This is a genomic window from Microbacterium sp. 67-17 (assembly GCF_001898325.1).
GTDB lineage: Bacteria > Actinomycetota > Actinomycetes > Actinomycetales > Microbacteriaceae > Microbacterium > Microbacterium schleiferi.
This window is the reverse complement of sequence record NZ_MKTR01000030.1, coordinates 31,731-55,392: the sequence shown is the minus strand read 5'-3', so window position 1 is coordinate 55,392 and position 23,662 is coordinate 31,731. Positions and strand designations below refer to the sequence as shown.

Below are 23,662 nucleotides of genomic sequence, written 5' to 3'. Positions count from 1 at the left end.
TGCCGCGGAGGACTCGCGTGCGCCCGTCGTGCGGCTCGCGGATCGGTTTGCGATCCCCTTCACGGCCGTCTCGCTCGCCCTGGCCGGCATAGCGTGGGCGGTATCGGGCGATCCGACGCGCTTCGCTGAGGTGCTGGTGCTAGCGACGCCGTGCCCGCTGCTGATCGCTGCACCGGTCGCGTTCCTCGGCGGGCTCTCGCGGGCCGCGAAGGCCGGCGTGATCATGAAGGGCGGAGGTGTCGTAGAACAGCTCGCCCGAGTGCAGTCCGCGGCCTTCGACAAGACCGGAACGCTGACGCAGGGCCAGCCGACCCTCGTTGACGTTCGCCCTGTCGGCGGCTTCGAGGCGGGCGAACTGCTGCAGCTCGCCGCGTCTGCTGAACAGTACTCGTCGCATGTGCTCGCAGACAGCATCCGCCGGGCCGCGGTCGAGCGCGGCATCGACCTTCTCGCGGCCGAGGAGGCCAGTGAGGTCGCCACGAATGGTGTGACCGCGGTGATCGGGGGGCGAACGGTCGTCGTGGGGAAGCCCTCCTACGTCGCGTCAGTGGCGGCCGACACGGTGCGCGCAGACCTGACGACGGGCGAGGCCGCGGCCTACGTCGCCATCGACGGCCGGTTCGCCGGCGTCCTCGTGCTCGCCGACGATCCCCGCCCGGAGTCCGTCGCGGTGGTGTCGTGGCTGCGCGCGAACGGTGTCGAACGGATCGTCATGCTCACGGGAGACACTCGTGCGACAGCCGAATCGATCGCGCGGCAGACCGGGATCGACGAGGTGCATGCCGAGCTCCTTCCGCCAGAGAAGGTTCATCTCGCGGCCGACCTGCATCCACGACCCGTGATGATGGTCGGCGACGGGGTGAACGACGCCCCGGTGCTGGCCGCCTCCGACATCGGCGTTGCGATGGGCGCGAAAGGCGCGACCGCGGCCGGCGATGCCGCTGACGTGGTGATCCTTGTCGACTCGCTCAGCAAGGTGGTCGACGCCGTGTCGATCGGGCGGCACACGCTTCGCGTCGCGCTGACGGCGATATGGCTCGGCATCGGTCTCAGCGTGGTCCTCATGGTCATCGCCATGACGGGCGCCATCCCCGCCGTCGCCGGCGCTCTCACGCAGGAGCTCGTGGACCTCGCCACGATCCTCTACGCGCTCCGCGCGCTGGGCGGCCCGCCGAGCGGACTCCCCGCTGCCGCACCGCCGCCGTCACGCCGATCCGACACGGAGTCCGACTCGCACCGCGTGTGACGCTCTGAAACCCGAGCACCACGACTGGAATCTGCGGGCGAAGAGCCGAGGTGCAGGGTTGCCTCTCCTTCCTGGCGGCAGGAGAACTACCGAACTACCGTGAGGAGCCGTGACGACGCAATCCCCTCCATACCGGCATTCCGGCGAGCCTCACGCAACGGGGCTCGCGCAGCGACTCAACTGGCTGCGCGCAGGAGTGCTGGGAGCGAACGACGGGATCGTGTCCACGGCGGCGGTCGTCGTCGGTGTCGCCGGAGCGACAGCGGAGGTCACGCCAGTGTTGCTGGCGGGGGCCGCGGCCCTGGTCGGCGGGGCTATCTCAATGGCGCTCGGCGAGTACGTCTCGGTGTCCAGCCAGCGGGACAGCGAGCGGGCTCTCATCCAGAAGGAGCGGCGCGAGCTGGAGGAGGATCCCGAGGTCGAGCTCGAGGAGCTGGTCGGGCTCTACGAGGAGCAGGGCCTCACCCCCGGAACCGCCCGCCTGGTGGCGACGGAGCTGACCGAGCGCGACGCGCTCAAGGCCCACCTGGCGCTCGAGCTGAACATCGACCAGGAGGACGTCGTCAGCCCCTGGCACGCCGCCTTCGCCTCGCTGATCGCGTTCACGATCGGCGCCGTGCTGCCGCTGCTGACGATCCTGCTGCTGCCGCACCCGGCGCGCATCGTGTGGACCTTCGTTGCCGTGCTCCTCGCCCTGGCGGTCACCGGATACGTCGCGGCCTGGATCGGCGGCTCTCATCGGTGGCGGGCCGTGGTGCGCCTGGTGATCGGCGGTGCGCTCGCCCTGGGAGCGACCTTCCTGGTCGGCTCCCTGTTCGGCACGGTCGTCGGCTGAGGCGGCGCGGACTCACCCCTTGCTCACAGTACGGCCCAGCCGATGAGGCCCGCGGCGATGACGACCGCCCACGCCGGCGCCTTCCACGAGGTCAGGGCGACGAACCCGGCGGCGGCGATCCCGAGGGCCGCGACCGATGTGACCCCTTCGGTGAACACCGGCGTGTAGAGCGCTGCGGCGAGGATCCCCACCACGCCGGCGTTCACGCCCATGAGCGCCCGCTGCGCGAGTGGAGCGCGACGCAGCCGGTCCCAGAACGGCAGCACCCCGACCACGAGCAGTGTCGCGGGGAGGAAGATCGCGACCAGCGCGATCGCGGCGCCGAGCAGCCCGGACGGCGGGCTGGTAGTCGCGGCGCCGAGGTAGGCGGCGAAGGTGAACAAGGGACCGGGGACCGCCTGCGCGGCACCGTAGCCGGCGAGGAACACGTCGTGGTCGACGAGGCCGGTCTGCACGGTCCCGGCCTCCAGCAGCGGCAGCACGACGTGACCGCCGCCGAACACGAGTGCCCCAGCCCGGTAGAACACGTCGAATAAGCGTACCGCCCCGTTCTCAGTGGCGGACACGAGCAGGGGGAGGCCCGCGAGCAGGATCACGAAAAAGGCCAGGCTCCCGATCGCGGCCCAGCGAGGCACCCGCACGACGAATGGCTCCGACTCCGATGCCGTGGCGGCCTGCGGGCGCAGCCACACCAGCCCGACGACTCCCGCGGCGGCGATCACGGCGACCTGTGCGAACGCGCTCGGGACGAGCAGGACGACGATCATGCCCGCCACGGCGATCGTGGCCCGCTTCGCGTCCGGGGTGAGGGTTCTCGCCATGCCCAGCACGGCGTGGGCGACGACCGCGACCGCGGCGGCCTTCACCCCGTGAATCCATCCGGCGCCGGACAGGTCACCGAGCGCCGTGACCCCGTAGGCGAACGCGACCAGCAGGATCGCCGACGGCAGGGTGAACGCCGCCCACGCCGCCAGCAGCCCGCCGAACCCTGCGCGCTGCAGCCCGATCGCCATGCCGACCTGACTGGATGCGGGGCCGGGCAGGAACTGGCACAGCGCCACCAGGTCCGCGTAGGCGCGGTCGCCCAGCCACTTGCGCCGCTCCACGAACGCCTCGCGGAAGTACCCCAGGTGCGCGACCGGGCCGCCGAAGGAGGTCAGTCCCAGGCGCAGGAACACGAGGAACACCTCTCCGACCGTGCCGGGGTGGCGGCGCCCGCCGGTCGAGGGGGAAAGGCTCATCGCGCTCAGTCTGCCCCAGTCACTTGACGCTCACTAGACCAGCACCCTGGCATTCGCGGCCGACCACGCCTGCGCCGCGAGCTGCACGGCATCCCACGGAGAGCCGAGCGGCGGGGTGTAGGAGAGGTCGAGGTCATCGAACTGCCCGATGGTCAACCCGGCATAGAGGGCGGTGGCGAAGGTGTCGACCCGCTTGGCGACCTCGGTGCCGCGCCGCCCGACGAGCTGCGCGCCGAGCAGACGCCCGTCGCCGGTGTCCCCGGTGATGCGGAAGTGGATCGGGTGGGCACCGGGGTAGTACCGCTTGTGGTCGTCCGCGGCCGCGGTGATCGTTGCTGCCGCGTAGCCGGCGGCGATCGCCTCGTGGTCGCGCAGGCCGGTTCGGGCGGCGACGAGGTCGAAGACCTTGACGACCTGGGTGCCGACCGACCCCGCGAAGGCTCGGTCGCCGCCGAGAGCATTCTCTCCTGCGATGCGGCCCTGCTTGTGCGAGGTCGTCCCCAGCGGCAGATAGGTCGCGCCGAGGAGGCGGTGATGCGTGATGATGCCGTCGCCGGCGGCCCAGACGTGCGGGAGCCCGGTGCGCATGTGCTCATCGACCACGACGGCGCGGCCCGCGCCGAGGCTCGCTCCGGCCTGCTCGAGCAGCTCGGTGTTCGGCCGCACCCCGACGACCACGAGCACGAGGTCCGCGGTCTGTGCGAAGGGCTGCCCGTCGCGGGTGCCGGTGACGGTGAGCCCGACCGGGGTCTTCTCGATCCCGGTCACGGTCGAGCCGGTGACGACCTCGACGCCATGCGTCGTGAGTTCGTCGCGGACGAGGGCGCCGAGCTCGGGGTCGAGGGTGGAGAGCACTTCGGGTCCGCGCTGGAGCTGGGTGACCTGCATCCCGCGGGTGATGAAGGCTTCGGCCATCTCCAGGCCGACGTAGCCGGCGCCGACGATGATCGCAGACTGCGGCTGCCGGGTAGTGAGGTCGTGGTCGAGGGCGAAAGTGTCACCCATCGAATGAATGACATGCACCCCGTCCTCCGGGGTCAGCGCATCGAGGCCGGCGATGCCGGCGTGGGACGGGAGCGCGCCGGTGCCGACGATCAGCTCGTCGTAGGCCAGATCCTCGAAGATGCCGTCCGGGGTGCGGACAGTGAGCCGCTGCCCGGCGACGTCGATGCCCGTGGCGAAAGTGTTGAGCCGCAGCCGCATCCCGGTGGCCTCCAAGTCAGCGCTCGTGCGGTGCGCGAGCGACTGCCACGGGGCGACCTCGCCAGTGAAGTAGTAGGGGATGCCGCAGATGGAGAAGTTCGGGTACTCGTCCGCCACCACCACCGTCACGTCGGTGGTCGGGTCGAGTTCGCGGGCACGGAGCGCGGCGGAGATACCGGCGTCGGAGCCGCCGATGGCGATCAGATGGGTCATGGCTGGGCCTTTCGATTCGGGAACAGCAGGAACACAAGCCCGACGCCGACGACCGCGCCGACGACCTGGGCGGCGAGGAACCACAGCGCGGAGGTCGGGGCGATGCCGGCGAAGGTGTCGGTGAAGATCCGGCCGATGGTCACGGCGGGGTTGGCGAACGAGGTGGACGAGGTGAACCAGTACGCGGCGCCGATGTAGGCACCGACCGCCGGGGCGACCAGCGCCGCGCGGCCGGTGCGAGCCAGGGCGAAGATCGTGAGGATCAGCCCGGCGGTGGCGACGACCTCGCCGAGCACCTGCCCCGGTGCCGCCCGGTCGGTCACCGACAGCGCGGCCGGCACGGCGAACATGAGGTTCGCCAGCAGCGCCCCACCGATGCCGCCGACGATCTGAGCGCCAGCGTAGACGGCGATCTCGCCGCCGCCGTGCCGTGCGCCGAGGGCGCGGTCGGCGAGGGTGACGACCGGGTTCAGGTGCGCGCCGGAGACGGGCTGGAAGATCAGGATGAGGACGGTCAGGCCGAGCGCGGTGGCGATCGAGTTCTCCAGGAGCTGCAAGCCCACATCGCCGGGCGAGAGACGCGAGGCGGCGATGCCGGAACCGACCACGACCGTCACCAGCAGGCCGGCGCCCAGCAGCTCAGCGGCAGCACGCCGCCACAGCGGGACGGCCTCGGTCGTGGTGGTGTTCATCGCTGCCCATCTTGACGAATCCGGTTCGCTCAGTCAAACTTGAGGTAATGAACATTGAGGAAACTTGCCTTGCGGGTCGGGTCGCGCGGTATGCGGCGCTGGCCGATCCTGTGCGGCTGCGGATCGTGGACCTGCTCACCCTGGGCGATGTCGCCCCGGTCGAGCTGCAAGGCGAGCTGGGTGTCTCATCGAGCCTGCTCGCCCATCACCTGAACCAGCTCGAACAGGCAGGGCTGATCGTGCGGACGCGGTCGGAGGCCGACCGGCGCCGCACCTACCTCCACCTCGCGCCCGGCGCGCTCGACGGCCTCACCCCTTCCCCGATGCTCGGGGTGCGGCGGGTGGTGTTCGTCTGCACCGGCAACTCGGCCCGATCCCAGCTCGCCGCTGCGCTCTGGCACGGCAGCAGCGATATCCCGGTGGCCTCGGCCGGCACGCACCCGGCCGCGCAGATCGAGCCGGGCGCGATCGCCGCCGCGGACCGACACGGCCTCACCCTGCGAGCCCGCGCCCCGCGCGCGCTGGACGACGTGCTCGGCGCGGACGATTTCGTGGTGACCGTGTGCGACACCGCGCACGAAGAACTCGGCGACGCCGGCTGCGTGCACTGGTCGGTGCCGGACCCGGTGCGCGACGGGACGGACGCCGCCTTCGACGCGGCGTTCGAGGACATCGCCGCCCGCATCCAGAGCCTCGCGCCCCGGCTGACCACGACGAAGGGATGACGACGATGCCAGACGAGCACGAGCGCCACGCGACGATCACCATCGACCAGGAAGCGGGCCTCGCCACCAGCGCCGAGCGCCTGACGCGGGAGTTCGAGGGCACCTTCGGGCGGGAGACGATCGACCGTTTCCTGCACGCCTCCTACACCGACCTCGCCGCCCGTGCGACGGTGCCGACCTATCTGCCGCTGCTGACCGAGAAGTTCGCCCGGCAGCGGCTGCGCGCGCTCGCCAAGGTCGACGGGATGCACCTGACGGGCACGCCGACCGTGCTGTTCCTGTGCGTCCACAACGCCGGCCGCTCGCAGATGGCCCTCGGCTTCTTCCAGCACCACGCCGGCGACCGGGCGATCGGCTGGTCCGGCGGCTCCGAGCCCGGCGAGCAGATCAACCCGGTCGCCGTTCAGGTCATGGCCGAACGGGGCATCGACATCGCCGGCGAGTTCCCCAAGCCCTGGACCGACGAGATCGTGCGGGCGGCGGACGCGGTGATCACGATGGGCTGCGGCGACGCCTGCCCGATCTTCCCCGGCAAGCGGTACGAGGAATGGACGCTACCCGATCCCGCGGGCTGGACCCCGGACGGGATGCGGCCGGTGCGCGACGAGATCGAGCGCCGCGTGCTGAACCTGCTGGCCGAACTCGGCGTCCCCTCCCGCGCCTGACAGTCGACTTCCACAAGCACCGGACCCGCTCCCTGCCAGTCGCGGGGTCGGGGCGGAGGCCGCAATGCCCGAACCGGCTTGTGACATCCGGCGCGATCGCGCAGACTCGGGTATCGGGTTTGGCGGCGTCTCGGCAGGCTCGTTCTCATGTGCTACCGACCGCGTAGGTCCGTGAATCCTGAGGGAGTTGTCCACGCGGCCACCCGGCGACTCGCCCGTGTTTTACGGGCCAGAACGTGCTTTCGTGATCCGGCGGGGACAGGGGTGTCGAACAGTTCTACTCCCACGTCGTCGTCGTGAGTGGGGGAACGATAGGCGTCTTCTCAGCGTCCGATGCTCGGTGGTTCGTTACCGGGCGCGTCACGCGACGGAGCTGGACGATAGGGCGGGAGTGAGCGCCGAAGGGTCTGCCCGATCCGTCCGACGATCCCCGGCGGCTCGGGCACGGCGACCTTCAGTGCGATCCGGCGGTGGGTCTGCTGCTCTTCCAGCGCCCGCACGTCGGCACTGGGGTCGGAGGCGGCCAGCTCGATCATGCGGGCGGCGTCGTCTTGCAGCCGCCGGTAGGCCGACGCGGTCCTCGGACTGAGGTAGCCGCGCCGGGCGTGAGCGGCGCCGAATACGGCGCCGTAGTCCGCGAGCCAGGCAACGGCCTCGACCGGGGTGAGCTCTCGGGTCTGCTCGCTGCGCAGCACCTCGGCCGCGTGGGGCTCGTGCTCCCATGCGCCGGATTCGGTGCGGCGGTTGTCGTAGAGGCGGCGGTCGCGGGTGTAGACCTGGATGCGGGCGACGGCGGGCAGGGCCTCCAGCGCGGCCACGACCTCGGGTGAGCCGGCCAGCGCCGTCTCGTGCGCCTCGGGCGGGGTCCAGCGGCCGACCTCGCCGCGCCGGGCGCGCAGGAACCGTTCTTCCGCGGCCAGGCGCGACACCGGGGCGGGCATGGCGACGGCGACGACCTCGACCCGGTAACCGGCCTCCGCGAACCGGGCCGCGGTGTCGATGACCATCGCTGGATCGCGGAAGGTGCCTTCCAGCAGCACCGGGTAGCCGTGCTCGATCGCATGGTCCAGGGCGAGGCGGATGAGCCCGCTGGAGGTTGGCGCGGTCGCGGCCGGCATCGCCAGCGGGTCGTTCACCGCGAGATCCCGGTAGCCGGGGTGGTAGGCGCGCAGGTCATCCCCGGTGATGGACACCAGCTCGGGGTGCTCCGCGAGGATCGCCGCCTGCGCCCTCGTCTTGCCCGCGGCGGGCTGGCCGCCGAGCAGTACCAGGAGCCGGTCGCCGGTCGGGACCGGCGGGAAGATCGCCTGCCGCGCGGTGGCGTCGAACACCTGCCGCAGCCGCGCCTCGTCGGAGGCGACGGGTTCGGTCACGCGATCCGGCGGCTCGCCTGGCCGGTCAGGGCGTCGATCTCATCGAGCCATGCCTGCTGCTGGGCGATCAGCCCGAGCCGGTCGTCGGGGTCCAGCGCCGTGCGCTGCTGGTTCACCAGGCGCACCCGCGCGGCCCAATACTCGCGCTCGCGCTCGTCGGTCGTGGCGAGCTGCCGTTCGATCAGGACGGAGGCCAGGGTGGTCGCGCCCTGGGCGGTCATGTCGTAGAGGGCCACATCGCTCACGCGGGGCTCGTCGTCGTACCAGGCGCGCAGGGACTCGGCCGGGATCGCGCTCGGAATCGTCACGCTCATGGGATCACCTCTGCTTCGTCGTTGCTCATTCTACCTCCCCGGTCCGCTCCCGCCCCGGACCCGCTCCCTGCTGTTCGCGGGTCGGGACGGAGGGTGCAACATCCGAGCGCAGCGACGTGGTGTTGCGGCATCCGCCACGACCCCGCAAGCTGGTAGAGCGGGTCAGGCGCGGGAACGTGAGTTCGCTACTCGGCACACTCGGCAGGCGCGCAGAGGCACCAGGATTACCCGCCTCTGGAGGGGCGCAAACGTGGCAACATTTTGGCAACGAACGCTGACGACAGGACTTTCCGCGACGCACTCGACGCACGCGGAACCCCAGTAAACACAGGGCAGAACCGGGTCGGGCACGCAGTTCCGGGGGAGCCTATTCCCCTCTCACGGCGGTAACGCGGGTTCGAATCCCGCTGGGGTCACCAACACACGAAAGCCCGGTCTCGTACCGGGCTTTCGTGTGTTCGGGATGCCTGTTGTTGTCTCGCAACTTATCCGGGTTGGGCCCACGCCGCCGGAGGCTCCGCGAGGCGCGCAGCGGCTCGCGGAGTGGCGGCGGGGAGAATCCCGCTGGGGTCACCAACGCACGAAAGCCCGGTCTCGTACCGGGCTTTCGTGCGTTCGGACCGCCGACCCGCGCGGCGGAGACGCTGCGGGGTAGCCCACGAATGTAGGCGAAATCGCAGGCGTAGGACGTTTGAGCGCTCAAGCGTCCTACGCCCAGGATTCCTCCTACCTCGGGTAGGTCAGGCGAAGCATCCGGGTGCTGCCGAAAGGTGTCCGAGCACCGACGTAGGCTGGCGGCTGTGCTGACCACACTGGCGATCGACGGCTACCGCTCCATCCGGAGTCTGGTCCTGCCGCTCTCGCCGCTGACAGTTGTGACCGGCGCGAACGGGAGCGGAAAGTCGAGCCTGTATCGGTCGTTGCGACTTCTGGGAGCTGCGGCCAGGGAAGGCGCCATCCGTGCCCTTGCCGCTGAAGGTGGCTTTCCCGGAACGTTATGGGCGGGACCCGAGTCCGGCGCGCCGACGAGCGGTCCCGTGCAGGGCACGGTGCGGAAAGGACCGATCGCGCTGCGGCTGGGTTACGGGTCGGATGCCGCGGGTTTCGGTTACGCGATGGATCTTGGCATCCCGATCCCGGCCCCGACGATGTTCGGCGCAGACCCCGAGATCAAGGCAGAGGCCGTCTGGGGTGGGCCTGTTCTTCGTAACGGCTCCCTCATCTGCGAGCGACGCGGCGCGATCTACCGCATCCGTACCGACGCCGGTTGGCACATGGTGCAGCGACCACTCGCTCCGTGGGAGAGCATGTTGGCGGAGTTCGGCGACATCGAGGCCGCACCCGAAGTCTTGGGGCTTCGCTCCGGCCTACGCGACTGGCGTTTCTATGACGCGGTCCGTACCGACGCGGATGCTCCCGCTCGGCGGCCCGCTATCGGGACACGCACCCCGATCCTGGCATCCGACGGGAGCGACCTCGCCTCCGCGCTGCAGACCATCCGGGAGCAGGGGGATGCCGATGCGCTCGACGCAGCGATTGAGCTCGCACTTCCCGGCAGTCGCCTGTCGATCACTGACCACGCGGGGCGTTTCGAGCTCTCGCTGCGACAGCCGGGGATGCTGCGGCCCCTGTCTGCGCCCGAGCTGTCGGACGGGACGCTGCGCTACCTCGTGTGGGTCGCAGCACTCATGAGCACGAGGCCCGCGAGCCTCATCGCCGTCAACGAACCGGAGACCAGCCTGCATCCCAGCATCCTCGAGCCACTTGCGGCGATGCTCGTGGATGCGGCAGCCCGTTCCCAGATCATCGTGGTCTCCCACTCGAAGCCGCTCGTTGACGCGCTGGCCAACTCTGGCGCGACGGTACACACGCTCGAGAAGTCAGGCGGTGAGACGCAGGTTCAGGGTCAGGGCTCGCTTGACGCGCCTGCGTGGGTCTGGCCCACGCGCTGAGTGCTGGCGACCGTCCCGAGCTCACTCCTCAGCGGAGGGGCGGCGCCGCCGGCGCACGAGCACGATGATCCCCCAGACCGCTCCGCCGATGACAGCGACCACCGCAATCCAGGGGATGAGGAAGCCGAGCGCGACGACGATGCCGTTGAGCGTTGCGACCAGGCCGTTCCAGCCGGCGACGAGGCCATCCCAGAAGCCGGCGGGGTTTGCGTCGACCGCCTCGTGGCGCACGGTGAGCGACACGTTCAGCGACGACATCGCGACCTGATCCTCGAGCGATTCGAGCTGCTGCTGGTAGGACTCGAGGGTTGCCTGCCGCTCGGCGAGAGCCGACTCGGCGGCGATCAGGTCCGAAACCGACCCTGCCTGCCCCATCAGCTCGAGCAGGCGGTCGACGGATGCCTGCGCGGCATCCACACGTGCCTGCAGGTCGACCACCTGGTCGGTGACATCGAATCGGTCGATCGAGGATGCGGTCACCTCGCCCACCTGCTCCAGGTCGGCCATCGCGTCGGCAAGCTCATCGGCGGGAATACGCACGGTGATCCACCCGTTCGTGACGGCGACGGTCGGGTCGGCCAGATCGACGGGCATCCCCGTGTAACCGGACCCGATGCTCATCGATTCGACGTACCCGCCGCGCCCGTCGGCGGCGGTCGCGATCTGGTCAGCCGCGGCACGAACGTCGTCGACCACGACGGTGGCGGACGACGAGGCGATGATCGAACGACCGGACTCGCCGATGGCGGAATCCATTGCCTTCCCACCGCCCGAGCCGTCGACGACCGCTCCGTCAGTGAGTGCGATCTCACTTCCCGACATGCCGCCGTCCACGGGCATATCTGCGGGCATGAGGCCCGCCGCTCCGCTCTCATTCGTGCTCAGCCCGCTGAGAACGGTCGGCGCGATGATGGCGGCGACGGCCACGACCGCAGCCGCGGCCGCACCCGCCATCCACACTCGGCCACGAGCCACAGAGCGCCGAACGGATGCCGCGCGCTCACTTTCGATGGTCGTGAAGACCCCATCTTCGATAACAGCGACGCGCTCGTCATCCAGGAGAGGGAGTCGGTCCGCGGTGGAACTCTGGGGATTGTCGGTGTTCATGTGCTCTCCTTGGCAACGGTCCGCAAACGCGTGCGGATGCGGGAGAGACGGTTGCGAACAGCTCCGTGCGGGATGCCGAGCTGCTCGGCCGCGGCACTGTAGGCGTAACCTTCCGCCGCACACAGCCGCAGGATCTCGCGGTCAGTGTCGGAGAGGGTCGCGATCTCGGCAGCGATCAGGCGAAGGTATTCCTCGTCGATCATCTGCTGCTCGACATTCACCGTCGCCGGGATGGTGTCATCTGCCACCGCTCCCGCCTGTTCGCGGTCCCTTCGCTGCGCGCGCATCCGGTTCGCCGACTGGAATCGGCAGATGGTTGCCAGCCACGGCAGCAGCGAGTCCGACGCGAGGTCGAGCTCCGGGAGCTTCCGCCAGGCGACGACGAAGGTCTCCTGCACGACATCCTCGGCATCCGAGGGATCGCCCAGGAGCCGGTGCGCGATCCAATACACGGGCCGAACGTAGGCGCGATACAGCTGTCGGAACGCCTGTTCGCTGCCGCCTGCGGCTCGGGCGACGAGTTCGGCGTCTCCCGTGGTCACTGAATCGGTCATCGGTTCCCCTGTATCGCACCGCGAGTCGGCGCGCCTCATTGTCTCTCACACCGTCAGTGTCGGCATCCGGCGATTCGTCTCACGGGTCTTCGAGATGGGGAAACGACAGGAGGGGCACCCGATCGATGACCGGATGCCCCTCCTGCGCGGTGATTACTCGTACCGCAGCGAATCCACAGGGTCGGCCCGGGCCGCACGGGCGGCCGGAAGCGTTCCGGAGAGGAAGGCGATCGCCATGACGAGGATGATGATCGTTGCGATCGACGCAGGATCGAAGGCGATCAGCGTCAGTCCCGGCAGATCGGCGAGCAGCGATGTCGATAGCGCGCCGCTGACTCCTGTTCCGACGATCATCGCGATGACGGCACCGATCGCGCTGCCGAGGAATCCGAGGAAGGCAGCTTCGAGGCTGAAGAGCGTGAACGGCTGCGGCGCTCGCTGGCACGCTCTCGCCGGGAATCGCGGTGGCTCTGGCTGCCGCCGTGTTCCATGTCGCCGCGCGAGTCAGTAGGCGTCGGGGCTTTACGGTGGGGGCGTGCGCGACAGCCGCTATCGTCCTGCTGGCGTTTCTCGGCTCGGTGGGGAGCATCGTCGATCCCCGCATCTTGCAGTTCGGACTCATCGTCGCGCTCGGCACAGCTGCGGGTGATGGCGCGCGATCTCGACGCGCGTACATCGCGGCGATCCAGGAGCGAGCCGAGCGGGCTGAACGAACGCGGGAAGCCGAAGCCAGCCGTCGGGTGAGCGAGGAGCGTCTGCGGATCGCCCGCGATCTGCACGACGCTGTCGCGCACCAGATCGCGGTGATCAGTCTCAACGCAGGTGTGGCCTCCTCGGCGGTTGATATGCGCCCCGACAAGGCGAAGGAATCTCTGGCCACGATTCGCGCTGCGGCGCGCACCGTTCTTGCCGAGATCGGCGACCTCATGACGATGCTGCGGGCCGACGGCGCGGCTGATTCGACATCCCGACCCCAGGGCGGACTCGACCACCTCGACGAGCTCGTGCACCAGTTCACGGCATCCGGCCTCGAGGTACACACGCGCATCGAGGGCGACCCGGCCCGCGTCTCGGGTGCGGTGAGCCACGTGGCCTATCGCGTGATTCAGGAGGCGCTGACCAACGCGCACAAGCACGGGACCGAGCACCGCGCGCACGTGCTCGTGCACGTCGGTAAGGATGCCGTCGTCGTCACCGTGTCCAACCCGATGGATACCGGCACCGCGCGTGGGCGCGACGCTGCAGGTTCGGGCCTCGGTCTTGTCGGACTCCGGGAACGCGTGGCATCGGTGCGCGGTACCGTCAGCGCGGGCCCAGCAACCGCCGGCTGGAAGGTCGAGGCGCGATTGCCGCTGAGCCGGGAGGATACGCAATGACAGCTGTCGTGGTCGTGGACGACCAATCCCTGATTCGCCAGGCGGTGGTCGACATCTTGGACACCCACGACGACATCACGGTCGTCGGTCAAGCCTCCAACGGGCTCGAGGCCGTCAGACTCGCCAGCACGCTGCATCCGGATGTCATTGTGATGGATATCCGGATGCCTGAGCTCGACGGGATCGCGGCGACCGCCCAGATCTGTTCGGACCCCACACTCGCGCAGACCAAGGTTCTCGTCCTGACGACCTTCGAGGAGGACGAGAACCTCATCTCGGCGCTTCGCGCCGGTGCGAGCGCCTTCGTGGGAAAGGGCGCAGAGCCCGAGGACATTGTGCGGGCGGTGCGCTCGGTTCACGTGGGCGACGCGCTGCTCTCCCCGGCGGCGACGCGGGCGCTCACTGCCAAGACCCATGTGAACCGCATCATGACGAAGGTACAGGCTCACGATCGCGCTCAGCTCGTCATCCTCGCCTACGAGTCCGGGCTGTTGACGCCGGGGGAGTGACTTCGCGTACCGCGATCGCGGTACGCGAAGATGCCGCGGCTGCGGGACGCGCCACAGCGGCATTCGGCGAATGATCGTTGTGTGACGGAAATGACTGTGGCTCTCGACGATTCGGTCGTCGAGGAGGCTTCCGCGGCTACCGACAAGCGCCGCGTTTTGCTCGTGTTCGCTGGCCTGCTCGTGGCCATGCTGCTGTCGTCGCTGGACCAGACCATCTTCTCGACGGCGTTGCCCACGATCGTCGGCGAACTCGACGGTGTGAACCACATGCTGTGGGTGACGACCGGGTACCTGGTGGCCGCGACGATCATGATGCCGATCTATGGCAAGCTCGGCGACCTCATCGGCCGGAAGGGCCTGTTCATCGGCGCTCTGTCGGTGTTCGTTCTCGGATCGATTGTCGGCGGTGCCGCACAGGACATGACCTGGCTCATCATCGGTCGCACCGTGCAGGGGATCGGCGGCGGTGGGCTCATGATCCTCTCGCAGGCGATCATCGCCGACGTGGTGCCCGTCCGCGAGCGCTCGAAGTACATGGGCGTCATGGGCGCTGTCTTCGGTATCTCCTCTATCGCCGGGCCGCTGCTGGGCGGATGGTTCACCGAGAGTGTCGGGTGGCGGTGGGCGTTTTGGATCAACGTCCCGCTGGGTCTGATCGCGATTGCGCTCGCAGCGGTATTCCTGAAGCTCCCGCGGCATTCTGTGAGGGTCAGATTCGATGTGTGGGGCACGCTCACGATGGCTGTCGCGGTGACCTCGATCATTCTGGTCGCCTCGTGGGGCGGCACCGAGTACGACTGGAACTCGCCGACCATCCTGTGGCTGATCGCTACCGCCGTCATCTTCGCGGCACTGTTCGTGCTGGCCGAATACAAGGCTGCCGAGCCGATCATCCCGCTTTCGCTGTTCCGCTCCCGTAACTTCGTGCTCGCGACCTCGGCCGGGCTGTTCATCGGTGTTGCCATGTTCGGAACACTCGCCTACCTGCCGACCTATCTGCAGATGGTGACCGGCGTCAACGCCACGGTCTCGGGCTTCATGATGCTGCCGATGATCGCGGGCCTCATGGCGAGCGCGATTACAACCGGCTTCCTTGCCTCCAAGACCGGGCGCTACAAGTGGATGCCGATCGCGAGCATGATCGTGATTGCGGTCGGGCTCTGGCTTCTGTCCACGCTGACCGTCGACACGCCGCTATGGGTGCTGATGTCGTACCTGTTCGTCATCGGTGCGGGAATCGGTCTGTCGATGCAGATCCTCATCCTCGTGGTGCAGAACTCCTTCCCCGACTCCCAAGTGGGAACAGCGACAGCCTCGAACAACTTCTTCCGCGAGATCGGCGCGTCGCTGGGCGGCGCCGTCGTGGGCGCAATCTTCACCTCGCGCCTGACCGAACTGCTCACGGAGCGGATGACCGCAGGTACGGGAACGGGAGATGCGAACTCCTTTACGCCTGCAGCAGTCAATGCGCTGCCCGATCAGGTCCGCGAGGTCATCGTCGGTGCGTACAACGACGCTCTCACCCCGGTGTTCGCGATGTTGATCCCGATGGTCCTAGCGGGTCTTGTCATCGTGGCCTTCATCAAGGAGGTTCCGCTGCGCTCGACCCTCGAGACAGGCACCCAAGAACCTGAGGGCGCAGATTCCGCGCTCCAAGAGGTACCGCCGGCCGCGGCCGACGGAGCCAGCGGGACGGAAGGGCTGCTCCCCGCCGCCTCCCCGAGAGGGAGCGCGTCCGGCGTCCCAGACTGACGGTCAGCGCCCGCCAGCGGGACCGTCAGCGCAGTGGTGCGGCATCCATTCGGATGCTGCACCACTGTCGTTTCGACCGTGCAGCTTCGCCGCCGCGGTTTTGTGCGCGCCTATTGGATCGCTGGGGCACCGCTATCCTGGGGGAGCGAGAGGGAGTATCCCGATCTTGCGCGTTCGTCATCACGGGCCGGCGGCCCCGGGCGCGCACCGCCACGCGGCGGGGGAGAGACTTTCGGTGCACGCACCTGCCCGCTTGCTGTGAAAGGCCCTCGTGGATCTGACCCTCCCGCTCTGGTTCGAGATCGGATCTCTCGTCGTTCTGACGCTGATCTTGCTCGCTGACCTCCTCATCATCCTCAAGCGCCCCCACATTCCGTCGACGCGTGAATCGACGCTCTGGGTGGTCTTCTACGTGACCCTCGCTTTGATCTTCGCGGGGGTGATGTGGCTGATAGCCGGTGGTGAGTACGCCGGACAGTTCGTCGCCGGGTGGCTCACCGAGTACAGCCTGTCGATCGACAACCTGTTCGTCTTCGTCCTGATCATGAGCCAGTTCGCGGTGCCCCGCCGGTATCAGCAGGAAGTGCTGATGGTGGGCATCATCATCGCCCTTATCCTGCGGGGCCTGTTCATCCTCGCCGGTGCCGCGATCATCGAGAACTTCAGTTGGGTCTTCTACATCTTCGGCGCGTTCCTCGTGTGGACCGCGTACCGGCAGGCCTTCCCTGGCGCGGATCATGACGAAGACGTGAAGAAAGAGAACTTCATCGTTCGGCTGGTGCGACGCACTGTCGACATCAGCGACCACTACGACGGCGCGAAGATCCGCACCGTGGTCGATGGCAAGAAGATGTTCACGCCGATGATCATCGTGTTCGTCGCGATCGGCGTGACCGACCTCATCTTCGCGATCGATTCGATCCCCGCGATCTTCGGCATCACCCAGAGCGCCTTCATCGTGTTCACCGCGAACATCTTCGCTCTCATGGGGCTGCGCCAGCTCTACTTCTTGCTCGGCGATCTGCTTGACCGCCTCCGTTACCTGCATTACGGCATCGCGTTCATCCTTGCCTTCATCGGCGTGAAGCTGTTCCTTCACGCGATGCACGTGAACGAGCTCCCGTTCATTAACGGGGGAGAGCCGATCGACTGGGCGCCTGAGATCTCGACGCTCATGTCACTCGGCGTCATCGTGATTTCGATGGTTGTGGCCACTGTCGCGAGCCTCGTGGCATCCTCGCGGGAGCGTCGCGTTGCAGGTCAGGCAGAACCCGCTGGGGCGGCGGATGCGGCATCCGTCGTCGCGCAGGAGAAGGGCACACCCTCGACGGTGGACGCTCCGGCACCGACCGAGAGCCCCGACGAGCGCGCCTGACACCGGTGGTAGTCTGAGCGAATGCGGATCGCTCGCCTCCTTCTTAGCGGCCGCGACGGGTCCTAGTTCTCAGGCCATCCCCGTCGCGGAGTTTCGTCGCGGGCTTGAACCACACTTTCCTGGAACGAAAGAGTTCATGAGCGAATCCATTGACGTCGGCATTCCCGATCACCCCCGTACCTTGGCTGAAAAGGTATGGGACGACCACCTAGTCGTGAAGGGGGAGAACGGCCAGCCCGACCTGATCTACATCGATCTGCACCTGGTGCACGAGGTCACGAGCCCGCAGGCCTTCGATGGTCTGCGAGCCGAGGGGCGCCCGGTGCGCCGTCTTGATCTCACGATCGCGACCGAAGACCACAACACGCCGACGCTCGACATCGACAAGCCGATCGCGGATCTCACCAGCCGCACCCAGATCGAAACCCTGCGTCGTAACGCCGAAGAGTTCGGGGTGCGTCTGCATTCGCTCGGCGACAAGGAACAGGGCATCGTTCACGTCGTCGGCCCGCAGCTCGGCCTCACGATGCCCGGCATCACTGTCGTCTGCGGGGACTCCCACACCTCGACCCATGGCGCTTTCGGTGCCATGGCCTTCGGCATCGGCACGAGCGAGGTCGAGCACGTGCTCGCGACCCAGACGTTGCCGCTCAAGCCCTTCAAGACGATGGCGATTACGGTCGAGGGTGAGCTCAAGCCCGGCGTGACGGCCAAGGACATCATCCTGGCCGTGATCGCGAAGATCGGCACCAACGGAGGCCAGGGCTACGTCCTGGAGTTCCGCGGCTCCGCCATCCGGTCGCTCTCGATGGAGGGTCGGATGACGATCTGCAACATGTCGATCGAGGCCGGCGCCCGCGCAGGAATGGTCGCGCCCGACGAGACCACTTTCGCGTACCTCGAAGGACGCCCTCACGCCCCGAAGGGCCAGGACTGGGAGGATGCCGTCGCCTATTGGCGCACGCTCCCGAGCGACGAGGGGGCCGTCTACGACGCCGAGGTCTTCATCGACGCGAACGAGCTCGAGCCGTTCGTCACGTGGGGGACCAACCCTGGTCAGGGTGTGTCACTCAGTGACAGCGTCCCCTCGCCCGAGTCGTTCAGCGACCCGAACGAGCGTGCCGCCGCGGAGCGCGCCATCGAGTACATGGACCTGGTTCCCGGGACGCCTCTGAAGGAGGTTCCGGTGGATGCCGTGTTCATGGGCTCGTGCACCAACAGCCGCATCGAAGACCTGCGCGCGTTCGCGTCGATCATCAAGGGGCGCACGAAGGCCGAGAACGTGAGGGTCATGGTCGTTCCTGGGTCTGCCCGGGTCCGGCTGGAGGCAGAGGCCGAGGGCTTGGACAAGGTCTTCACCGAGTTCGGCGCAGAGTGGCGGTTCGCCGGGTGCTCGATGTGCCTGGGCATGAACCCCGACCAGCTGGCTCCCGGTGAGCGGTGCGCGTCGACCTCCAACCGGAACTTCGAAGGACGCCAGGGCAAGGGCGGCCGCACCCACCTGGTGTCACCGCTCGTCGCGGCGGCGACCGCAGTGCGAGGGACGCTGTCGAGCCCGAGCGATCTCGACCCGCTCGACACCAGCGATTCGGTCGTCACAAGCGGAGCGGAGGCCTGACATGGACAAGTTCGTCACCCACACCGGTGTCGTGGCCCCGCTGAAGCGCTCGGCCGTCGACACAGACCAGATCATCCCCGCCGTCTACCTCAAGCGCGTCACGAAGACCGGCTTCGAGGATGCGCTGTTCGCCAACTGGCGTCAGGACCCCGAGTTCATCCTGAACCAGCCGACCTTCGCAACCGCCTCGATCCTCGTCGCCGGCCCCGACTTCGGCACCGGATCCAGCCGCGAGCACGCCGTCTGGGCATTGCGTGACTATGGCTTCCGCGTGGTGCTCAGCCCCAAGTTCGCGGATATCTTCCGCGGCAACTCGGGCAAGCAGGGCTTGCTCACCGGCGTCATCAGCGAGAGCGATCTCGAGGCGATCTGGGACGTGATCGATGCCGACCCGGGTGTGCAGATGACCGTGGATCTCGAGGCGCGCACCGCGACGGTCGGCGACCTTCAGGTCGCTTTCGACATCGACGATTACACTAGATGGCGGCTCCTGGAGGGGCTCGACGATATCGGGCTCACACTGCGAAACGAAGAAGCGATCACCCAGTTCGAGTCGCGCCGCGCATCCTGGCGGCCGCGAACCCTCCCCGTTCCGTAGCCGACTACCGAGGCATCAGCAGACCCGATCGGTCTCGCGGTGCCGAGATATAAGTGAGGTCCATCCCGGATGAAGATGCTTCTGAGCGATGAAGCCGCGCAGGCGGCAGGTACCGAACCGGCCGGCGAGGTGCTGCTGGTGCGCGGCGGACGCCCGCTGCGCGGACGGGTGACTGTCACGGGTGCGAAGAATCTCGCGACCAAGGCGATGGTGGCATCCCTGCTCGGCGATTCGCCGAGCACCCTGCGTGATGTGCCGCAGATCAGCGATGTGCGGGTGGTCCGTTCCCTGCTCGAAGTCCACGGGGTGAAGGTCACGGACGGAGCTGAGCCGGGCTCGCTCGTGCTCGATCCGACGGATGCCGTCTCGGCCCACATGGAAGAGATCGACGCTCACGCCGGTGCTTCCCGGATTCCGATCCTGTTCTGCGGCCCGCTGCTGCACCTGCTCGGCGAGGCGTTCATCCCCGACCTCGGCGGATGCCGCATCGGCGACCGTCCGATCAACTTCCACCTGGATGCACTCCGCCAGTTCGGCGCCGTCGTCGAGAAGTTGCCGACCGGCATCCGTCTCTCGGCGCCGGAGGGGCTGCACGGCGCGAACATCGAGCTGCCGTACCCGAGTGTCGGCGCGACCGAACAGGTGTTGTTGACTGCCGTTCGCGCTGCTGGAGTGACCGAGCTTCGGGGTGCGGCAATCGAGCCCGAGATCATGGATCTCATCGCCGTGCTGCAGAAGATGGGCGCGATCATCTCCTACGAGCCCAACCGCGTCATCCTCATCGAGGGTGTCGATGCGCTCACGGGATACGACCACCGCTGCATCTTCGACCGCAACGAAGCAGCGTCCTGGGCGTCCGCAGCACTCGCGACCGACGGTGACATCTTCGTCGAGGGCGCGAAGCAGCAGGAGATGCTGACCTTCTTGAACATCTACCGCAAGGCTGGTGGCTGGTTCGATGTGCGCGAGGACGGCATCCAGTTCCGCCGCGGTGGGCCGCTCAAGCCGGTCATCGTCGAGACGGACGTGCACCCCGGGTTCATGACCGACTGGCAGCAGCCACTCATCGTCGCGCTCACGCAGGCCGAGGGCGAGTCCGTCGTGCACGAAACCGTGTATGAGAACCGGTTCGGGTTCACTGACGCCTTGAACAAGATGGGCGCCAGCATCGTCGTGCACCGCGATGGCCTGGACGCGCCGTACCGTCGCGTTCCACGCCGAGCTCTGGAGCAGGCTGCTGTCGTGACCGGCCCCACGCCGCTCCACGGCGCCGACGTCGTCGTACCTGACCTTCGCGGCGGATACAGCCACCTGATCGCAGCCCTTGCTGCCGACGGCGAGTCAACCGTCCGCGGCGTCGGGATCCTGAGCCGCGGGTACGAGAAGCTCTTCACCAAGCTTTCGGCACTCGGCGCAGATTTCGATATCGTCGGCTGATATGGGCGACCCCAAACCGCGAGCCTCCTCGGAGAAGACGCGGCCCAGTGTCTTCTGGCCGCTGGCAGCGATCGTGGTGCCGTTGCTGGGAATCGTGGCGCGGGTGGACATCGACGACGGCCACAAGCTGCCCCGCGAGGGAGCCTTCGTCCTCGCGCCGAACCACATGAGTGAATTCGACCCGATCATCGTCGCGCGAGCGGTGTGGGGGATGGGACGGGCGCCGCGCTTCATGGCGAAGGAGAGTCTGTTCCGAATTCCTGTCCTCGGTGCGGTCCTTCGTGCCACGGGCATGATCCCGGTTGCGCGGGCGTCGTCCGCAGGCTCTGCCAAGCAGACCATGGCTCAGGCGGAGCATCTCGTGGAAGAGGGTCGCGGGGTGATCGTTTACCCCGAGGGCAGCCTCACCCGCGACCCCGACCTGTGGCCCATGCGGGGCAAGACCGGTGCCGTGCGCTTGGCCCTCGAGGGCGGCATCCCGCTGATCCCTGTCGCCCACTGGGGGGTGCAGCGCATCCTGCCGCGCTACGGCAAGCTGAGCCTGTGGCCGCTGCGCAAGCGCGTGCGCGTTCTCGTGGGAGACCCGCTGGATCTCTCGGCTTTCGTGGGACGCACCCGCGAGGCATCCGCCCTTGTCGCAGCGACCGACCTCTTGATGGCCGAGATTGCTCGCCTTGAGGGCGTGTTGCGCGAACAGGCTCCGCCCGCCGAGCGATGGGATCCGGCATCCCACGGGCAGAAGGAGACCGGGCGCCTTGAGTCGTAAAGCGGATGCCGCGCGTCCCCGGGTGACCGTGGTCGGTGCTGGAAGCTGGGGGACCACGTTCGGCAAGATCCTTGCCGACGGAGGCGCCCAGGTCACGATGTGGGCTCGGCGGCCCGAGCTTGCCGCCGAGATCACGGAGGCCAAGCGCAACAGCCACTACCTCCCGGGCATCAATCTTCCTCGCTCTATGACAGCGACATCCCGGCTGGAAGAGGCGCTCGCGGGAGCAGAGCAGATCTACCTGTCAGTGCCGAGCCAAGCGCTGCGTCAGAATCTCAAGACGATCCGTCCCCTCATCGCCGACGCCGGCGTTCCCGTCGTATCGCTCATGAAGGGTGTCGAGCGCAAGAGCGGCCTGCGGATGAGTCAGGTGATCGAGCAGGAGCTGCGATGCGACCCTGACCTCATCGCTGTCGCATCCGGCCCCAACCTGGCCCTGGAGATCGCGAAAGAACAGCCGACAGCGGCGGTCATCGCATCCAGCAGCCAGGAGACAGCGGATGCCGTGGCCCGGCGCGCCCGCAACTCGTACTTCCGGACGTTCGTGAACACGGATGTCGTGGGAACGGAGTTCGGCGGCGTGCTCAAGAACTTGATCGCGGTGGCGATCGGCATCGTCGACGGCGTCGGGTACGGCGAGAACACGAAGGCTTCGATCATCACGCGCGGCCTTGTCGAGATGACGGACTTCGCCGTCGCTCAGGGCGCGCACCCCGCGACCCTCCAGGGGCTCGCGGGGCTCGGTGATCTGATCGCCACCTGCCAGTCCCCGCTCAGCCGGAACAACACAGCCGGCCGACTTCTCGGTCAGGGCTACAGCTTCCAGGACGTGGTGAAGCAGATGGAGCAGACCGCCGAAGGTCTTGCCTCCGTTGCCCCCGTCCTGGCACTTGCCGCGGAGTCGGGCATCCACATGCCCATCGTCGAGCAGGTGAAGATGGTTCTGGACGGCACGATGAACCCGAAGGACATCGCGCCGCACCTCACAACGGACGACGACGAACCCCAGGGCGAGAGGACGCAGAATGGCACAGGCGACGGTGGCGGTGCTGTTTGGCGGTCGCTCCAGCGAGCACTCGATCAGCTCCGTCACGGCGGGAGGGGTGCTGCGGGCACTCGATCGTGAGCGCTTCCGGGTCATCCCGGTCGGCATCACCCGCGACGGCGTCTTCGTCCTCGAAGAGGACGACCCCGACAAGTTCGCCCTCGATGCCGCGCACCTTCCCGAGGTGAGCGACAACGGCACCCGCGTGCTCTGGCCCGAAGGCGGTGCCGACCGCGTGCTGCGCGTGCGCCGCGCAGACGGCACTGTTGACACGCTCGGCTCGCTCGACGTGGTCCTGCCGATCCTTCACGGAGTCCACGGCGAGGACGGCACAGTCCAGGGCTTTCTCGACACCCTCGGCATCCCGTATGCGGGAGGCGGCGTGTTGGATTCGGCGCTGTGCATGGACAAGCACTTCATGAAGATCGTGCTGCAGGCATCCGGTGTGACAGTCGCGCCGTGGGTCACGATCACGCGCGACTCCTGGGCTTCGGATCCGGATGCCGCGCGGCAGGCTGCCCGCACGCTCGGCGTGCCGAACTTCGTCAAGCCGTCGCGGGCAGGCTCCAGCGTCGGTGTCTCCAAAGTCCACGACTGGGACGAATTCGACGCCGCCGTCGAGCTTGCGCTCGCCGAGGATGACAAGGCGCTCGTTGAGACCGCGATCGTCGGACGCGAGATCGAGGTAGCCGTGCTCGAGACGCCGGGCGCGCCAGCGCGCGCGTCGCTGCCGGGCGAGATCGTGTTGACCACACGCGAGTTCTACGACTTCGAAGGCAAGTATCTCGGCGGTGACGGAGCCGAGGTCGTGTGTCCTGCCGTGCTCACGGATGACGAGATCGCTGCCTTGCAGGCAGCGGCGATCCGCGCCTTCGATGCCGTCGGCGGGCGGGGACTCGCGCGCGTCGACTTCTTCCTTACTCCGGCGGGGATCTACGTCAACGAGTTGAACACCATGCCCGGCTTCACGCCGATCTCGATGTTCCCGAAGTGTTGGATCGCGTCGGGGATGACGTACGCCGAGTTGATCAGCGATCTTCTCGACACCGCTCTGGCGCGCCGGTGA

The 23,662-nt window shown here is 68.0% G+C and carries 22 protein-coding genes and 1 pseudogene; 15 read left to right on the top strand and 8 right to left on the bottom strand.

Translation table 11 applies throughout. The annotated features are described in order from the left end of the window. Nucleotides 1-1,246 (top strand): heavy metal translocating P-type ATPase (locus tag BGO47_RS12755; RefSeq protein ID WP_292712452.1); only part of this gene is annotated, 1,246 nt, incomplete at its 5' end. 109 nt (nucleotides 1,247-1,355) lie between these two features. Next, nucleotides 1,356-2,081: a VIT1/CCC1 transporter family protein gene (locus BGO47_RS12750; protein ID WP_195691663.1), complete on the top strand. Its 726-nt coding sequence runs from the start codon at nucleotides 1,356-1,358 to the stop codon at nucleotides 2,079-2,081. Between the two features lie 23 nt (nucleotides 2,082-2,104). Here BGO47_RS12750 and chrA read toward each other — a convergent pair whose 3' ends face one another. The 3 genes from chrA to BGO47_RS12735 are packed head-to-tail and all read right to left on the bottom strand — an operon-like array spanning nucleotide 2,105 to nucleotide 5,430. After that, a complete protein-coding gene (chrA, locus tag BGO47_RS12745) occupies nucleotides 2,105-3,322 on the bottom strand; it encodes a chromate efflux transporter (protein WP_195691662.1) in 1,218 nt (405 codons plus the stop codon). A gap of 33 nt (nucleotides 3,323-3,355) precedes the next feature. Next, nucleotides 3,356-4,738 (bottom strand): FAD-dependent oxidoreductase, encoded by a 1,383-nt coding sequence (locus BGO47_RS12740; protein ID WP_195691661.1) that lies wholly within the window; start codon nucleotides 4,736-4,738, stop codon nucleotides 3,356-3,358. Beyond that, nucleotides 4,735-5,430 (bottom strand): aquaporin, encoded by a 696-nt coding sequence (locus BGO47_RS12735; protein WP_195691660.1) that lies wholly within the window; start codon nucleotides 5,428-5,430, stop codon nucleotides 4,735-4,737. The genes BGO47_RS12740 and BGO47_RS12735 overlap by 4 nt, the downstream gene beginning before the upstream one ends. Before the next feature lie 47 nt (nucleotides 5,431-5,477). Here BGO47_RS12735 and BGO47_RS12730 point away from each other — a divergent pair, with 47 nt between their 5' ends. Both BGO47_RS12730 and BGO47_RS12725 read left to right on the top strand, forming a co-directional pair. Then, nucleotides 5,478-6,155 (top strand): helix-turn-helix domain-containing protein, encoded by a 678-nt coding sequence (locus tag BGO47_RS12730; protein WP_195694251.1) that lies wholly within the window; start codon nucleotides 5,478-5,480, stop codon nucleotides 6,153-6,155. 5 nt (nucleotides 6,156-6,160) lie between these two features. Further along, nucleotides 6,161-6,820: an arsenate reductase ArsC gene (locus BGO47_RS12725; protein ID WP_228178110.1), complete on the top strand. Its 660-nt coding sequence runs from the start codon at nucleotides 6,161-6,163 to the stop codon at nucleotides 6,818-6,820. A 323-nt stretch (nucleotides 6,821-7,143) separates the two neighbouring features. On the opposite strand, the gene BGO47_RS12720 is transcribed toward BGO47_RS12725, so the two are convergent. After that, the gene (locus BGO47_RS12720; protein WP_195691658.1) at nucleotides 7,144-8,193 is read right to left on the bottom strand and encodes a zeta toxin family protein; all 1,050 of its coding nucleotides are present in this window, start codon (nucleotides 8,191-8,193) and stop codon (nucleotides 7,144-7,146) included. Continuing rightward, the gene (locus BGO47_RS12715) at nucleotides 8,190-8,507 is read right to left on the bottom strand and encodes a hypothetical protein (protein ID WP_195691657.1); all 318 of its coding nucleotides are present in this window, start codon (nucleotides 8,505-8,507) and stop codon (nucleotides 8,190-8,192) included. Before BGO47_RS12715 ends, BGO47_RS12720 begins: the two co-directional genes overlap by 4 nt. Nucleotides 8,508-9,307: 800 nt before the next feature. On the opposite strand from BGO47_RS12715, the gene BGO47_RS12710 reads away from it, so the two are divergent. Next, on the top strand, nucleotides 9,308-10,459 hold the full coding sequence (locus tag BGO47_RS12710; protein WP_292712450.1) for an AAA family ATPase: 1,152 nt from the start codon (nucleotides 9,308-9,310) through the stop codon (nucleotides 10,457-10,459). 21 nt (nucleotides 10,460-10,480) lie between these two features. Here the strand turns inward: BGO47_RS12710 and BGO47_RS12705 are convergent, their stop codons facing one another. From BGO47_RS12705 to BGO47_RS12695, 3 genes and pseudogenes are all read right to left on the bottom strand, one after another. Next, nucleotides 10,481-11,566 (bottom strand): DUF4349 domain-containing protein, encoded by a 1,086-nt coding sequence (locus BGO47_RS12705; protein WP_292712449.1) that lies wholly within the window; start codon nucleotides 11,564-11,566, stop codon nucleotides 10,481-10,483. Beyond that, entirely contained in the window at nucleotides 11,563-12,120 is a 558-nt protein-coding gene (locus tag BGO47_RS12700) for a sigma-70 family RNA polymerase sigma factor (protein WP_292712447.1), read from the bottom strand. Before BGO47_RS12700 ends, BGO47_RS12705 begins: the two co-directional genes overlap by 4 nt. Before the next feature lie 153 nt (nucleotides 12,121-12,273). Further along, a pseudogene (locus BGO47_RS12695) lies at nucleotides 12,274-12,528 on the bottom strand (FtsX-like permease family protein); the annotation flags it as partial. A gap of 56 nt (nucleotides 12,529-12,584) precedes the next feature. On the opposite strand from BGO47_RS12695, the gene BGO47_RS12690 reads away from it, so the two are divergent. The 10 genes from BGO47_RS12690 (at nucleotide 12,585) to BGO47_RS12645 (ending at nucleotide 23,662) form a co-directional block, all read left to right on the top strand. Continuing rightward, nucleotides 12,585-13,496, top strand: a complete 912-nt coding sequence (locus tag BGO47_RS12690; protein ID WP_292712445.1) for a histidine kinase — start codon at nucleotides 12,585-12,587, stop codon at nucleotides 13,494-13,496. Beyond that, nucleotides 13,493-14,005, top strand: a complete 513-nt coding sequence (locus BGO47_RS12685) for a response regulator transcription factor (RefSeq protein WP_292712443.1) — start codon at nucleotides 13,493-13,495, stop codon at nucleotides 14,003-14,005. The genes BGO47_RS12690 and BGO47_RS12685 overlap by 4 nt, the downstream gene beginning before the upstream one ends. Nucleotides 14,006-14,095: 90 nt before the next feature. Next, the gene (locus tag BGO47_RS12680; protein ID WP_292712456.1) at nucleotides 14,096-15,757 is read left to right on the top strand and encodes an MDR family MFS transporter; all 1,662 of its coding nucleotides are present in this window, start codon (nucleotides 14,096-14,098) and stop codon (nucleotides 15,755-15,757) included. A 271-nt stretch (nucleotides 15,758-16,028) separates the two neighbouring features. Further along, complete coding sequence (locus BGO47_RS12675) at nucleotides 16,029-17,132, top strand: TerC family protein (protein ID WP_292712442.1); 1,104 nt, start codon at nucleotides 16,029-16,031, stop codon at nucleotides 17,130-17,132. A 136-nt stretch (nucleotides 17,133-17,268) separates the two neighbouring features. Then, the gene (leuC, locus tag BGO47_RS12670) at nucleotides 17,269-18,750 is read left to right on the top strand and encodes a 3-isopropylmalate dehydratase large subunit (RefSeq protein WP_292712440.1); all 1,482 of its coding nucleotides are present in this window, start codon (nucleotides 17,269-17,271) and stop codon (nucleotides 18,748-18,750) included. A 1-nt stretch (nucleotide 18,751) separates the two neighbouring features. Continuing rightward, on the top strand, nucleotides 18,752-19,348 hold the full coding sequence (gene leuD, locus BGO47_RS12665; RefSeq protein WP_292712438.1) for a 3-isopropylmalate dehydratase small subunit: 597 nt from the start codon (nucleotides 18,752-18,754) through the stop codon (nucleotides 19,346-19,348). Between the two features lie 69 nt (nucleotides 19,349-19,417). Then, nucleotides 19,418-20,785, top strand: a complete 1,368-nt coding sequence (gene murA, locus BGO47_RS12660) for a UDP-N-acetylglucosamine 1-carboxyvinyltransferase (RefSeq protein WP_292712436.1) — start codon at nucleotides 19,418-19,420, stop codon at nucleotides 20,783-20,785. Between the two features lies 1 nt (nucleotide 20,786). After that, nucleotides 20,787-21,551, top strand: a complete 765-nt coding sequence (locus tag BGO47_RS12655; RefSeq protein ID WP_292712434.1) for a lysophospholipid acyltransferase family protein — start codon at nucleotides 20,787-20,789, stop codon at nucleotides 21,549-21,551. Beyond that, complete coding sequence (locus tag BGO47_RS12650) at nucleotides 21,541-22,677, top strand: NAD(P)H-dependent glycerol-3-phosphate dehydrogenase (RefSeq protein ID WP_292712432.1); 1,137 nt, start codon at nucleotides 21,541-21,543, stop codon at nucleotides 22,675-22,677. Before BGO47_RS12655 ends, BGO47_RS12650 begins: the two co-directional genes overlap by 11 nt. Continuing rightward, entirely contained in the window at nucleotides 22,577-23,662 is a 1,086-nt protein-coding gene (locus BGO47_RS12645; protein WP_292712430.1) for a D-alanine--D-alanine ligase family protein, read from the top strand. The genes BGO47_RS12650 and BGO47_RS12645 overlap by 101 nt, the downstream gene beginning before the upstream one ends.

Coding starts and splice junctions, on each gene's coding strand:
- BGO47_RS12725 (WP_228178110.1), top strand. CDS start 6,161: ATGCCAGACGAGCACGAGCGCCACGCGACGATCACCATCGACCAGGAA.
- BGO47_RS12685 (WP_292712443.1), top strand. CDS start 13,493: ATGACAGCTGTCGTGGTCGTGGACGACCAATCCCTGATTCGCCAGGCG.
- chrA (WP_195691662.1), bottom strand. CDS start 3,322: ATGAGCCTTTCCCCCTCGACCGGCGGGCGCCGCCACCCCGGCACGGTC.
- BGO47_RS12730 (WP_195694251.1), top strand. CDS start 5,478: ATGAACATTGAGGAAACTTGCCTTGCGGGTCGGGTCGCGCGGTATGCG.
- BGO47_RS12700 (WP_292712447.1), bottom strand. CDS start 12,120: ATGACCGATTCAGTGACCACGGGAGACGCCGAACTCGTCGCCCGAGCC.
- BGO47_RS12645 (WP_292712430.1), top strand. CDS start 22,577: ATGGCACAGGCGACGGTGGCGGTGCTGTTTGGCGGTCGCTCCAGCGAG.
- murA (WP_292712436.1), top strand. CDS start 19,418: ATGAAGATGCTTCTGAGCGATGAAGCCGCGCAGGCGGCAGGTACCGAA.
- BGO47_RS12705 (WP_292712449.1), bottom strand. CDS start 11,566: ATGAACACCGACAATCCCCAGAGTTCCACCGCGGACCGACTCCCTCTC.
- leuD (WP_292712438.1), top strand. CDS start 18,752: ATGGACAAGTTCGTCACCCACACCGGTGTCGTGGCCCCGCTGAAGCGC.
- BGO47_RS12680 (WP_292712456.1), top strand. CDS start 14,096: ATGACTGTGGCTCTCGACGATTCGGTCGTCGAGGAGGCTTCCGCGGCT.
- BGO47_RS12655 (WP_292712434.1), top strand. CDS start 20,787: ATGGGCGACCCCAAACCGCGAGCCTCCTCGGAGAAGACGCGGCCCAGT.
- BGO47_RS12740 (WP_195691661.1), bottom strand. CDS start 4,738: ATGACCCATCTGATCGCCATCGGCGGCTCCGACGCCGGTATCTCCGCC.
- leuC (WP_292712440.1), top strand. CDS start 17,269: ATGAGCGAATCCATTGACGTCGGCATTCCCGATCACCCCCGTACCTTG.
- BGO47_RS12715 (WP_195691657.1), bottom strand. CDS start 8,507: ATGAGCGTGACGATTCCGAGCGCGATCCCGGCCGAGTCCCTGCGCGCC.
- BGO47_RS12735 (WP_195691660.1), bottom strand. CDS start 5,430: ATGAACACCACCACGACCGAGGCCGTCCCGCTGTGGCGGCGTGCTGCC.